This is a genomic window from Streptomyces sp. NPDC020965 (assembly GCF_044333555.1).
GTDB lineage: Bacteria > Actinomycetota > Actinomycetes > Streptomycetales > Streptomycetaceae > Streptomyces.
The window spans coordinates 186,604-198,205 of record NZ_JBIRRE010000009.1; the positions used below are offsets into that span (position 1 = coordinate 186,604).

The 11,602-nt window shown below is 68.9% G+C and carries 12 protein-coding genes; 4 read left to right on the forward strand and 8 right to left on the reverse strand.

Translation table 11 applies throughout. From position 1 onward, the window contains the following. Window positions 1–55 precede the first annotated feature (55 nt). Window positions 56–1,483: an argininosuccinate lyase gene (gene argH / locus ACH4S7_RS26045; protein ID WP_398523709.1), complete on the reverse strand. Its 1,428-nt coding sequence runs from the start codon at window positions 1,481–1,483 to the stop codon at window positions 56–58. A gap of 87 nt (window positions 1,484–1,570) precedes the next feature. Further along, window positions 1,571–2,764, reverse strand: a complete 1,194-nt coding sequence (locus tag ACH4S7_RS26050; RefSeq protein WP_398523710.1) for an argininosuccinate synthase — start codon at window positions 2,762–2,764, stop codon at window positions 1,571–1,573. A 144-nt stretch (window positions 2,765–2,908) separates the two neighbouring features. On the opposite strand from ACH4S7_RS26050, the gene ACH4S7_RS26055 reads away from it, so the two are divergent. After that, on the forward strand, window positions 2,909–3,496 hold the full coding sequence (locus ACH4S7_RS26055) for a pyridoxamine 5'-phosphate oxidase family protein (RefSeq protein ID WP_398523711.1): 588 nt from the start codon (window positions 2,909–2,911) through the stop codon (window positions 3,494–3,496). A 77-nt stretch (window positions 3,497–3,573) separates the two neighbouring features. Here ACH4S7_RS26055 and ACH4S7_RS26060 read toward each other — a convergent pair whose 3' ends face one another. From ACH4S7_RS26060 to argC, 6 genes are read right to left on the reverse strand one after another with little or no spacing between them, the layout of a single operon-like run. Next, window positions 3,574–4,110 (reverse strand): arginine repressor, encoded by a 537-nt coding sequence (locus tag ACH4S7_RS26060; RefSeq protein WP_398523712.1) that lies wholly within the window; start codon window positions 4,108–4,110, stop codon window positions 3,574–3,576. Between the two features lie 7 nt (window positions 4,111–4,117). Next, entirely contained in the window at window positions 4,118–5,320 is a 1,203-nt protein-coding gene (locus ACH4S7_RS26065; RefSeq protein WP_398523713.1) for an acetylornithine transaminase, read from the reverse strand. Beyond that, a complete protein-coding gene (gene argB / locus ACH4S7_RS26070) occupies window positions 5,317–6,246 on the reverse strand; it encodes an acetylglutamate kinase (protein WP_398523714.1) in 930 nt (309 codons plus the stop codon). Before argB ends, ACH4S7_RS26065 begins: the two co-directional genes overlap by 4 nt. Further along, window positions 6,243–7,397, reverse strand: a complete 1,155-nt coding sequence (gene argJ, locus ACH4S7_RS26075) for a bifunctional glutamate N-acetyltransferase/amino-acid acetyltransferase ArgJ (protein WP_398523715.1) — start codon at window positions 7,395–7,397, stop codon at window positions 6,243–6,245. Before argJ ends, argB begins: the two co-directional genes overlap by 4 nt. Next, window positions 7,394–7,546 (reverse strand): hypothetical protein, encoded by a 153-nt coding sequence (locus tag ACH4S7_RS26080; RefSeq protein WP_398523716.1) that lies wholly within the window; start codon window positions 7,544–7,546, stop codon window positions 7,394–7,396. Before ACH4S7_RS26080 ends, argJ begins: the two co-directional genes overlap by 4 nt. Continuing rightward, on the reverse strand, window positions 7,543–8,571 hold the full coding sequence (argC, locus tag ACH4S7_RS26085; RefSeq protein ID WP_398523717.1) for an N-acetyl-gamma-glutamyl-phosphate reductase: 1,029 nt from the start codon (window positions 8,569–8,571) through the stop codon (window positions 7,543–7,545). The genes ACH4S7_RS26080 and argC overlap by 4 nt, the downstream gene beginning before the upstream one ends. Before the next feature lie 282 nt (window positions 8,572–8,853). On the opposite strand from argC, the gene ACH4S7_RS26090 reads away from it, so the two are divergent. The 3 genes from ACH4S7_RS26090 (at window position 8,854) to ACH4S7_RS26100 (ending at window position 11,591) form a co-directional block, all read left to right on the forward strand. Then, window positions 8,854–9,063 carry a hypothetical protein gene (locus ACH4S7_RS26090; RefSeq protein ID WP_398523718.1) on the forward strand — a complete coding sequence of 70 codons (210 nt, stop codon included), beginning with the start codon at window positions 8,854–8,856 and terminating at the stop codon, window positions 9,061–9,063. 219 nt (window positions 9,064–9,282) lie between these two features. Further along, window positions 9,283–10,779 (forward strand): hypothetical protein, encoded by a 1,497-nt coding sequence (locus ACH4S7_RS26095; RefSeq protein ID WP_398523719.1) that lies wholly within the window; start codon window positions 9,283–9,285, stop codon window positions 10,777–10,779. Continuing rightward, window positions 10,776–11,591 (forward strand): hypothetical protein, encoded by an 816-nt coding sequence (locus ACH4S7_RS26100; protein WP_398523720.1) that lies wholly within the window; start codon window positions 10,776–10,778, stop codon window positions 11,589–11,591. The genes ACH4S7_RS26095 and ACH4S7_RS26100 overlap by 4 nt, the downstream gene beginning before the upstream one ends. Window positions 11,592–11,602 lie beyond the last annotated feature (11 nt).

The window sequence follows — 11,602 nt, forward strand, 5'->3', positions numbered from 1 at the left end:
GGACACGACAGCACCCCCCACGCCTCGCGGGCGTGGGGGGTGGGAGCCGGGGGTGTCAGCGCTTGGCGCCCGCCCAGTCGTGCTGGACGGCCAGATCGGCCTTGACCTCCGCGAGCTGTACCGCGACCGCCGACGGAGCCGTGCCGCCCCGGCCGTCGCGGGAGGCCAGCGCCCCGGGGACGTCGAGGACCGTACGGACCTCCGGGGTCAGATGCTCCGAGATCTTGGCGAACTGGGCGTCCGACAGCTCGTCCAGCTCGATGCCGAGGGCCTCGCACTCCTTGACGCACTCGCCCGCGACCTCGTGCGCGACCCGGAACGGCACACCCTGGCGCACCAGCCACTCCGCGATGTCCGTGGCGAGCGAGAAGCCGGCCGGGGCCAGCTCCTCCATCCGCGCGCGGTTGACCGTGAGCGTGGCCATCATCCCGGTGAAGGCGGGGAGCAGGACCTCCAACTGGTCAATGGAGTCGAAGACCGGCTCCTTGTCCTCCTGGAGATCCCGGTTGTACGCCAGCGGCAGCGCCTTCAGCGTCGCCAGTAGTCCGGTGAGGTTGCCGATGAGCCGGCCGGACTTGCCGCGGGCCAGTTCGGCGATGTCCGGGTTCTTCTTCTGCGGCATGATCGAGGAGCCGGTGGAGAAGGCGTCGTGGAGGGTGACGAAGGAGAACTCCTTCGTGTTCCAGATGATGATCTCCTCCGCGATCCGCGACAGATTGATGCCGATCATCGCGGTGATGAAGGCGAACTCCGCGACGAAGTCCCGGGAGGCCGTGCCGTCGATCGAGTTGCCCACCGAGCCCCGCTCGAAGCCCAGGTCGGCGGCGACCGCCTCGGGGTCGAGCCCGAGCGAGGAGCCCGCCAGCGCCCCGGAACCGTACGGGGAGACCGCGGTCCGCTCGTCCCACTGCCGCAGCCGCTCCGCGTCCCGCGAGAACGCCTGTACGTGGGCGAGGACGTGGTGGGCGAAGAGCACCGGCTGGGCGTGCTGGAGATGCGTACGGCCCGGCATCGCCACCGCCGGATGCGCCTCGGCCAGGCCCACCAGCGCGTCCTGGAGTTCGGCGACCAGCCCGCCGACGATCCGGGCGTGGTCGCGCAGATACATCCGGAAGAGGGTGGCCACCTGGTCGTTGCGGGAACGACCGGCCCGCAGCTTGCCGCCGAGGTCGGGGCCGAGTCGCTCCAGCAGGCCCCGCTCCAGCGCGGTGTGCACATCCTCGTCGGCGATGGTCCCGGTGAAGGAACCGTCGGCGACATCCGCTTCCAGCAGGTCGAGCCCGGCGAGCATCCGGGTCAGCTCGTCCGCGGTGAGCAGGCCCGCCGTGTGGAGCACCCGGGCGTGGGCACGGGATCCGGCGATGTCGTACGGCGCGAGCCGCCAGTCGAAGTGGACCGAGGCGGAAAGCTTGGCCAGCGCGTCGGCGGGGCCGTCCGCGAACCGTCCGCCCCAGAGCCGGACATCACCGTTGTTGCTGCTCACTGCTCGGGCTCCTCGGATGAGTGGATGTGCCGCGCCTCCCCGTCGTACGGAGGATCGAGGAGGCGGCCTTGGTGCGGGTGGGAGGGATCAGACGAGGTCGCGCCGGGCGGCGATCTTCGAGGAGAGGCCGAAGATCTCGATGAAGCCCTGCGCCTTCGACTGGTCGAAGGTGTCGCCGGTGTCGTAGGTCGCCAGGTTGAAGTCGTACAGCGACTGCTCCGACCGCCGGCCGGTGACGACGGCGCGACCGCCGTGCAGCGTCAGCCGGACGTCACCGGTCACATGCTGGTTGGCCTCGTCCACGAAACCGTCCAGGGCCCGCTTGAGCGGGGAGTACCACAGGCCGTCGTAGACCAGCTCGCTCCAGCGCTGCTCGACCTGCCGCTTGTAACGGGCCAGCTCGCGCTCGACCGTGACGTTCTCCAGCTCCTGGTGGGCGGTGATCAGCGCGATGGCGCCGGGCGCCTCGTACACCTCACGGGACTTGATGCCCACGAGCCGGTCCTCGACGATGTCGATCCGGCCGATGCCCTGCGCGCCGGCCCGCTCGTTGAGCTGCTGGATCGCCTGGAGGACGGAGACGGGCCTGCCGTCGATCGCGACCGGGACGCCCGCCTTGAAGGAGATGACGACCTCGTCGGCCTCGCGGGGCTCGGCGGGGTTGGAGGTGTACTCGTAGATGTCCTCGATCGGGGCGTTCCAGATGTCCTCCAGGAAGCCGGTCTCGATGGCCCGGCCGAAGACGTTCTGGTCGATGGAGTACGGGGACTTCTTGGTGGTCGCGATCGGGAGCTGCTTCGCCTCGCAGAAGGCGATCGCCTTGTCCCGGGTCATCGCGTAGTCACGGACCGGGGCGATGCAGGTCAGGTCGGGGCCGAGGGCGGAGATCCCGGCCTCGAAGCGGACCTGGTCATTGCCCTTGCCGGTGCAGCCGTGGGCAACGATGCTCGCGCCGTGCTTGCGGGCGGCGGCGACCAGGTGCTTGACGATGGTGGGCCGGGAGAGCGCCGAGACCAACGGGTACCGGTCCATGTAGAGGGCGTTCGCCTTGATCGCCGGGAGGCAGTACTCGTTGGCGAACTCGTCCTTCGCGTCGGCGACCTCGGCCTCGACGGCACCGCAGGCGAGCGCGCGCTTGCGGATGACGTCCAGGTCCTCGCCGCCCTGGCCGACGTCCACCGCGACGGCGATGACCTCGGCGCCCGTCTCCTCGGCGATCCAGCCGATGGCGACAGAGGTGTCCAGGCCACCGGAGTAGGCGAGTACGACGCGCTCGGTCACGGGATTCTCCTAACGATGCATTCGGTGATGGAATAAGTATGCACTCCTCCGTATGTTTCGTCAACGCGTCGGGGGTGGCCCCCGCCGCGCCCTCACCCACCCGGACCCCCGGGGCCCGAGCCCGGCGCGGCCGATAATCCCCGTATGGGAAAGCGCTATGAACGCATAGAAGGCCGGATCCGCGACTTCATCGAGCAGCAGCCTGTTTTCTTCACCGCCACCGCCCCGCTCGACGGCGACGGGCATGTGAACCTCTCCCCCAAGGGCCGCGCGGGCACCCTCGTCGTCATCGACGAGCAGACCCTGGCCTATCTCGACTTCGGCGGCAGCGGCGCCGAGACCGTCGCCCATCTACGGGAGCCCGGGAACGGCCGGATCACCCTGATGTGGTGCGCCTTCGAGGGGCCGCCCAAGGTGCTGCGGGTGCACGGGAGCGGCGAGGCGGTCTTCCGGGACGATCCGCGCTGGCCCGCGCTGATCACGCACTTCGCCGGGGTGGACGGGCCCAGCGCCCGCGCGATCGTCGTCGTCCACGCGCGGCGGATCAGTGACGCGTGCGGCTTCGCCGTGCCGTTCATGACATACCAGGAGGAGCGCACCCAGCACGCCGAGCACTTCGGACGGAAGACGGACGACGAATTCGCGGCCTACTGCGCCAAGAAGGAGCATGTGGGGGTGAGCCTGGACGGACTCCCGGCCCTGCCGCTGCCCCTGCCGCCGCGGACGGAGTGACGGGTGTACGGGTCGGCCCCCGCACCCCCCTCACCAAGGGGGGTACGGGGGCCTTGACCGGGCGCCCCTGAGGCGGCCTAGCGGTCGTTCTGCGCCAGGCGCAGCAGATGGTCCGCGAGCGCCTGGCCGCCCAGCGGATCCCGGCTGATCAGCATCAGGGTGTCGTCACCCGCGATGGTGCCGAGGATGTCGTGCAGCTCGGCCTGGTCGATGGCCGACGCGAGGAACTGCGCCGCGCCCGGCGGCGTCCGCAGGACCACCAGATTGGCGGATGCCTCCGCGGAGATCAGCAGCTCCCCGGCGAGCCTGCGCATCCGCTCCTCCTTCGCGGACTCACCGAGCGGGGCCTGCGGGGTGCGGAAACCGCCCTCGCTGGGGACCGCGTAGATCAGCTCGCCACCGGTGTTGCGGATCTTCACCGCGCCCAGTTCGTCGAGGTCCCGGGAGAGCGTCGCCTGGGTGACGCTCAGTCCGTTGTCCGCGAGGAGTCTGGCGAGCTGGCTCTGCGAGCGCACCGGCTGTCGGTTGAGGATGTCCACGATCCGACGGTGGCGGGCCATCCGGGTCTGCGGTACCGCGGGCCCCCCGTGCTCGGTGTCCTGCGCCTCGGTCATCGTCGTCTCATTCTCCGGATCGTCCTTCCCCGTTCTTCACGTACACCGCGTCGAGAACACCGGGCAGGGCCTGGAGGAACGCGTCCACTTCGGCCTCGTCGATGATCAGCGGCGGCATCAGCCGTACGACATCGGGAGCCGGGGCGTTCACCAGGAAGCCGGCGCTCTGAGCCGCGAGCTGCGCCTGCGGCGCGAGGGGCTCGTTGAGCACGATACCCAGCAACAGTCCCGCGCCACGGACCTGGGAGACCAGGGGGTGTCCGAGAGATTCGATTCCGTCCCGGATCTTCTCCCCCAACCGCTTGACCTCGTCCAGGGTGCCCTGGGCGGCGAGGGTGTCCAGTACGGCGAGTCCGGCGGCGCACGCGACGGGGTTGCCGCCGAAGGTGGTGCCGTGGTGACCGGGCCGCAGCAGATGGGCGGCGGCGCCGAAGACGACGGTCGCGCCGAGCGGCAGTCCGCCGCCGAGCCCCTTGGCGAGCGTGACCACATCGGCCTCGACGCCCTCGGCCTGAGCGGCGAACCAGTGGCCGGTCCGCCCGATGCCCGTCTGCACCTCGTCCAGGACGAGCAGGGTGCCGGTGGCGCGGGTGATCTCGCGGGCCGCCTTCAGATAGCCGGCGGGCGGGACGACCACGCCGTTCTCGCCCTGGACCGGCTCGATGATGACGAGCGCGGTCTCCCCGGTGACGGCGGCGCGCAACGCATCGACGTCCCCGTACGGAACGTGCGTGACATCGCCCGGCAGCGGCTCGAACGGCTCCCGCTTGCCCGGCTGGCCAGTGAGGGCCAGGGCGCCCATGGTGCGGCCGTGGAAGCCGCCGACGGTGGCGACCATATGGCGGCGGCCCGTCAGCCGGCCGACCTTGAAGGCGGCTTCGTTGGCCTCGGCGCCGGAATTGCAGAAGAAGACCCGGCCGGGGCGGTCGAAGAGCTGGATCAGCCGTTCGGCGAGGGCGACGGGCGCCTCGGCGGTGTAGAGGTTGGAGACATGGCCGAGGGTCGCGATCTGGCGGGAGACGGCGGCCACGACGGCGGGGTGGGCGTGCCCGAGGGCGTTCACCGCGATCCCGCCGACGAAGTCGGTGTACGCGGTGCCGTCCGCGTCCCAGACGGTGGCGCCCTCGCCCCGGACCAGGGCGAGCCCGGGGGTGCCGTAGTTGTCGGCCATGACGCTCTGCCAGCGCTGGGCGAACTCCTGGTTGGTCATGCTTCCCCCCGTACGACTCTGTTGATCGGTTGTTGTCCGTCGGGCACGACCATCGTGCCGATGCCTTCGTCGGTGAAGATCTCCAGCAGGATGGAGTGCGGTACCCGGCCGTCGATGACCCGGGCGGTGTTGACGCCGTTCCGCACGGCGAAGAGACAGCCCTGCATCTTGGGCACCATGCCGCTGGAGAGATCGGGCAGCAGCTTCTCCAGCTCGGTGGCGGTGAGCCTGCTGATCACCTCGTCGCTGTGGGGCCAGTCCTCGTACAGCCCCTCGACATCGGTGAGCACCATCAGCGTTTCCGCGCCCAGCGCCGCAGCGAGTGCCGCAGCCGCCGTATCAGCATTGACGTTGTAGACATGTCCGTCGTCCTCCGCGCGGGCGATGGAGGAGATGACCGGGATCCGGCCGTCCTCCAGCAGCGCCTCCACGGCGCCGGTGTCGATCCTGGTGATCTCGCCGACCCTGCCGATGTCGACCAGCTCGCCGTCGATGGTCGGCAGATGCTTGGTGGCGGTGATGGTGTGCGCGTCCTCGCCGGTGAGACCGACGGCGAACGGCCCGTGCTGGTTGAGCAGCCCGACCAGCTCCCGCTGGACCTGACCGGCCAGCACCATCCGGACGACGTCCATCGCCTCGGGCGTGGTGACCCGCAGACCCGCCTTGAACTCGCTGACCAGGCCGTGCCGGTCGAGCTGGGCACTGATCTGGGGGCCGCCGCCGTGCACGACGACCGGCCGGAGTCCGGCGTGCCGCAGGAAGACGACGTCCTGTGCGAAGGCCGCCTTCAGGTCCTCGTCCACCATGGCGTTGCCGCCGAACTTCACCACGACGACCTTGCCGTGGTGGCGGGTCAGCCAGGGCAGCGCCTCGATGAGGATGCGGGCCTTGGGCAGCGCGGTGTGCTTCCGCGTCGGCGTGCTCATGAGCTGTACGCGCTGTTCTCGTGGACGTAATCGGCGGTGAGGTCATTGGCCCAGATCACGGCGGACTCGGAGCCGGCCGAGAGGTCGGCGGTGATCCGTACCTCGCGGTAGCGCATATCGACGAGATCGCGGTCCTCGCCCACGCTGCCGTTCTTACAGACCCAGACGCCGTTGATGGCGACATTGAGCCGGTCGGGCTCGAAGGCGGCACGCGTCGTGCCGATCGCCGAGAGCACCCGGCCCCAGTTGGGGTCCTCGCCGTGTATGGCGCACTTCAGCAGGTTGTTACGGGCGATGGAACGACCGACCTCGACGGCGTCGTCCTCGGATGCGGCGCCGACGACCTCGATGCGGATGTCCTTGGACGCGCCTTCGGCGTCGCCGATGAGCTGCCGGGCGAGGTCGTCGCAGACACCACGGACGGCTTCGGCGAACGCGTCGTACTCCGGGGTGACACCGGACGCGCCGGAGGCCAGCAGCAGGACGGTGTCGTTGGTGGACATGCAGCCGTCGGAGTCGATCCGGTCGAAGGTGAGCCAGGTGGCGTCGCGCAGCGCCTTGTCGAGGGTGGCGCTGCCGAGGTCCGCGTCGGTGGTGAGGACGACGAGCATGGTGGCCAGGCCGGGCGCGAGCATCCCGGCGCCCTTCGCCATCCCGCCGACCGTCCAGCCATCGCCCTGTCGGACGGCGGTCTTGTGGACGGTGTCGGTGGTCTTGATCGCGATGGCGGCCTTCTCGCCGCCGTGCTCGGAGAGGGCCGCGGCGGCCCGCTCGATCCCGGGCAGCAGCTTGTCCATGGGCAGCAGCAGACCGATGAGGCCGGTGGAGGCGACGGCGATCTCGCCCGCGCTGTGGCCCGTGAGGACCTCGGCGGCCTTCTCGGCGGTGGCGTGGGTGTCCTGGAAGCCCTGCGGGCCGGTGCAGGCGTTGGCGCCGCCGGAGTTGAGGACGACGGCGGTGACCTCGCCGCCCTTGAGGACCTGCTCCGACCAGAGGACGGGGGCGGCCTTGACGCGGTTGGAGGTGAAGACGCCCGCGGCGGCGCGGCGCGGTCCGTTGTTGACGACGAGGGCCAGGTCCGGGTTGCCGTTCTCCTTGAGCCCGGCGGCGATGCCCGCCGCCGTGAATCCCTTGGCTGCCGTGACGCTCACTGCTTCTTCTCCTCGCTCGGTGCGGTCGCCGTCTGTGCGGTGGTCGTCTCCGCGGTGGTCTGTGCGGTCGCCGTGTCCGCGGCCGTCTGTGCGGGGCTCGGTACGGGATGTCGTACGGGGTGCTGTACGGGGTTTCGTACGGGGCTCACGGGGCGAGGCCCACGGTGGAGAGCCCGGTCTCCTCGGGGAGCCCGAGGGCGATGTTCATGCTCTGCACGGCACCACCCGCGGTGCCCTTGGTGAGGTTGTCGATGGCGCTGATCGCGATGACCCGCCGGGCGCTCTCGTCGTACGCGACCTGGAGGTGGACGGCGTTCGAGCCCTGCACCGATGCGGTGGCGGGCCACTGTCCATCGGGCAGGAGACGGACGAACGGCTCGTCGGCGAGGGCCTTCTCGTACGCGGCCCGCACCACGGTCGCCGTGACGCCCGGCCGGGCCTTCGCGGAGCAGGTGGCGAGGATGCCGCGGGCCATGGGCGCGAGGGTCGGGGTGAAGGAGACGGTGACCGGCTCCCCCGCCACCGCGCTGAGGTTCTGGATCATCTCGGGGGTGTGCCGGTGCGTGCCCCCGACGCCGTACGGGCTCATGGACCCCATCACCTCGGAGCCGAGCAACTGCGGCTTGGGCGCCTTGCCCGCGCCGGAGGTGCCGGAAGCGGCGGTGATCACGGCCTCGGGCTCGACGAGTCCGGCCTCGTACGCCGGGAAGAGGGCGAGGGAGACGGCCGTGGGGTAGCAGCCGGGCACCGCGATCCGCCGGGCACCGGCCAGCGACGCCCGCGCGCCCGGCAGCTCGGGCAGGCCGTAGGGCCAGGTCCCGGCGTGCGGCGAAGCGTAGAACCGCTCCCATGCGGCGGGGTCGAGCAGCCGGAAGTCGGCACCCATGTCGACCACGAGGACCTCGTCACCGAGCTGCTCGGCGACGGCGGCGGACTGTCCGTGGGGCAGGGCGAGGAAGACGACGTCGTGTCCGGCGAGCACGTCGGCGGTGGTCGGCTCCAACACCCGCTCGGCGAGCGGCGTCAGATGGGGCTGGAGCGCCCCCAGGACCTGTCCCGCGTTGGAGTTCCCGGTCAGCGCGCCGATCTCGACCCCGGGGTGCCCGAGAAGCAGTCGGAGAACCTCTCCGCCCGCATACCCGCTCGCCCCGGCAACTGCCACTCGTACCGCCATCGAACCCTCCTCGTCGATGGCATGACTATACGCAGCACCGCAGTTTTATGCAATACCGTGCGTCTCGCACCAGCCGCGGGCCGGTGCGATGGGGATTTCATTTTGCGGACGAGGCGGTTAGCTTCCGGAACAGCGCGCGACATCCGCAGCGGCGCTCGCACCTTCGGATTCCCCGACCTCGCGCCTCCACGTCCGATAGGGCTCCACAGAGTGGTGGCTCACACCTGACCTGGCCCCTGTGACCGATCAAGACCAGACTCTGCCGGTGGGCCTGGCGAGGCGATGATGTACAAGCAGTTCGGCGTCGAACCCGAGGACTCGTGGACGCCAGGTCTGCGGATGCGTGGTCTGGCCGGCGCGCAGCCGGGTGACGACCGGCTCGGCTATGACTACCTCATCCACGACGGCGACGCGACCCACTTCACCCAACCCGGCCTCACAGAAGATCAACTGCTGCACACTCAGATGAAGCTCCGTTTCAACCTTCCCTGAACATCGAGTTCCCGATAGATCGCGATTCGGTCAATATGCCGAGGCGTCTTCTGAGTGGTGATGGGCAAATATGAGGGCTCGTGTTGAGGAAATCCGCAGTAAATGGGCCGATAGGGTGAGAAGTTACTTCCCAGTCACGAGCTAGGGGCACCTCCGCGATTCTCGCCATACTGTGTGGATCAGGTGGCATCCGCAGCTTCGGACATGTCTAGTGACGCCATGACTGATCACGGGGGCGATCGGAAAGTACGGGCCGACGAAGGGCTCACGCGCAGGCTCAAGGCCCTGGCCTGCACGGCGCCCTTGCATGACCTCGACATTCGCAAGGCGAAACTGCCGTGGCTGGACGGTGCTCAGTACCAGATGGCCGAGGTGGCTCTGCAGATCATCGACCATGTGGCCATCGCGATGGACTATGACACAGGAGCGAATCACGAACAGGTTCTGCTCAGGGCTGGGGCGTTCGTCGGCTGGCAGGCGCCTGAGCGTCCGGCCGACGAGCGCATGCGTGTCGCCGGATGGGTGCTCGACTCCCTGATCAACGTTCGGGACACGGACAGAGGCTTTCGCCGCTTCTACGGAGAAGTGGACGGTGCGGGCGCATACGCTTTGAGGAAGTGGGACTTCAAGCTGATCGAAGAGCGTTCGGACAGCAACGGAGACCTGTATCTTCGTGCTTCCAACGAGGCGTTGAACGTTCTGGTCGGTGCGTTGGACACAGATGTGGAATCGGCTCAGATCGCCGCCGAAGTGAGGTTGCGTAACCTCATCGGCAGGGGACGGTTGGCCGACGCCAAGGCTGTGGCCGAGCAGGCCCGTATCCGCACCATTCAGTACGCGGAGATCATCCGGGCCCAACTCGAAGCCACGAGCCGGAATGTGACGACGGTCGACTGGACGGACGAGATACCAGACCTCCTTAACGAGGCTCTTGACCACGTCGACCACCGCCTTAAGGAAGAGTCCGCGATCTCCCGGTCCGTCTCCACCGAGCGTGACCAGTCCGAGGACCAGGTCCGGAGGAGACAGGCCGCCGACCTCGTCGACATCGTGGAGGACTGCATCCGTCGGCACACTCGGCTGCAGACCCGTTTGCGCGGCGCTCGCACGCTCTTCCTCGACGAACAGGACCGCCAACAGTTCTCCGACACCGCCCTCAGAGCTCCGGTGGACGTGTACGGCGACCTCCTTCAACCGATTCTCGGACTCACCCTGGTCGATGCCTCCCGCCCGGTGCGGTCCTTCTACGAGCAGTCCGTGGGGCCGACGGGGGATGACCAGTTCTGTCTGGCCACGCTGGTTCCCGCGTTACTCGCTCCGTCACCCGAACGAGCCCGGTTCACGGGTGAGGAGGAAGAGCCGGAACTCGTCCCGGTCGTGGAAGTGCGCGGGTACACCGACGAGCAGCAGCGTGTGGCAGAGTCCATGCTCGATCTGGTCGACGAGGCACGCCCGTTGTCCGAGCTACTGGAGGAGGCCGCCGATTTCGATCCAGAACTTCCGGGCCTACTAGTCCTGTTGGCGTTGCGTGCCTTCAGTCCGCAACTGGGGGCGGCGTTGAGTGAGGGAGCCGACCGCGTCCTGCTCGCCGTATCGGCCGGGTCCCCCTTGGACAGTCAAGGGTTCGAGGGTGACGACCTATTGCTGACGTCTGCAGCGTTCGACCGAGAGGCTCTGGACAGCGACCGTCTGGAGAGGAACATCGGACAATCATGACCATCGAGACCATCGCCGACGATGCGGAGGCCGCGGGCAGGCTCATCGGCTACGGCTTTAGACCCAAGGTCCGACCTGTGCGCGACAGCTCCTACGCAGCACTCGTGAAGCGCTACGCCGAGGATCCGGACTTCGAGACCCTCGTCACCCGGTATGCGGCGGGAATGGGGCTGAGGGTCATCGCGGTCACCACGCGCGCCGGGATGGTACACACCGCGTTGCCTGGATCGGCCTTCGAGACTCGGATGGACCAATACGCCCGGCAGGTGCGGATGCGGGAGAGCCGGGAGGCCGAGCGCATCCTCTACGGCATCACGCACCTGGCGATCGCGGCCCTGGCCTTCCCCCGGCCCGAGGACTTGGCCGATGACGGCTACCAGGGCAAGGCTCGGGTGTCGTCCATCGACCGACTCGTGCGATCGGTGTGCCAGCTGCTGGCGGGACGCGTCGCCGCGAGCGAGGAGTCGCAGGATCCACCGGCCGATGCTCTGGAACTGGAGAGGGCCTGGCGAGCGTACGAGCGTCGGCCCGAAGTCGCCCCCACCAAAGCTGGACGATCAGGGGCAGCGGCCACCCGCACCCTCATCGGCCGAGCTCTTGCGCACCTTGTCGACCGTGGAATGTTCCACCAGGGCAGAGCCGACTCCGAAGACGGGGAGAAGATCTTCCTCGCCACCCACCGCTACCAGGTCCATGTGCGTGAACTTGCCAGCACACGCGCCTACGAGGAACTGACCGAACTCGGGGTGCTGCCACCCATCACTGGGAACGTGACGCTCCGCACCACCCGCGCCGAGACGCTGCACGACTAGGAGAACCGCAT

Excerpts from the sequence above, each read along its gene's own strand:
- ACH4S7_RS26100 (WP_398523720.1), top strand. The coding sequence starts at position 10,776 with ATGACCATCGAGACCATCGCCGACGATGCGGAGGCCGCGGGCAGGCTC.
- ACH4S7_RS26055 (WP_398523711.1), top strand. The coding sequence starts at position 2,909 with ATGGGAAAGCGCTATGAACGCATAGAAGGCCGGATCCGCGACTTCATC.
- ACH4S7_RS26095 (WP_398523719.1), top strand. The coding sequence starts at position 9,283 with ATGACTGATCACGGGGGCGATCGGAAAGTACGGGCCGACGAAGGGCTC.
- argC (WP_398523717.1), bottom strand. The coding sequence starts at position 8,571 with ATGGCGGTACGAGTGGCAGTTGCCGGGGCGAGCGGGTATGCGGGCGGA.
- argB (WP_398523714.1), bottom strand. The coding sequence starts at position 6,246 with ATGAGCACGCCGACGCGGAAGCACACCGCGCTGCCCAAGGCCCGCATC.
- ACH4S7_RS26065 (WP_398523713.1), bottom strand. The coding sequence starts at position 5,320 with ATGACCAACCAGGAGTTCGCCCAGCGCTGGCAGAGCGTCATGGCCGAC.
- ACH4S7_RS26060 (WP_398523712.1), bottom strand. The coding sequence starts at position 4,110 with ATGACCGAGGCGCAGGACACCGAGCACGGGGGGCCCGCGGTACCGCAG.
- ACH4S7_RS26090 (WP_398523718.1), top strand. The coding sequence starts at position 8,854 with ATGATGTACAAGCAGTTCGGCGTCGAACCCGAGGACTCGTGGACGCCA.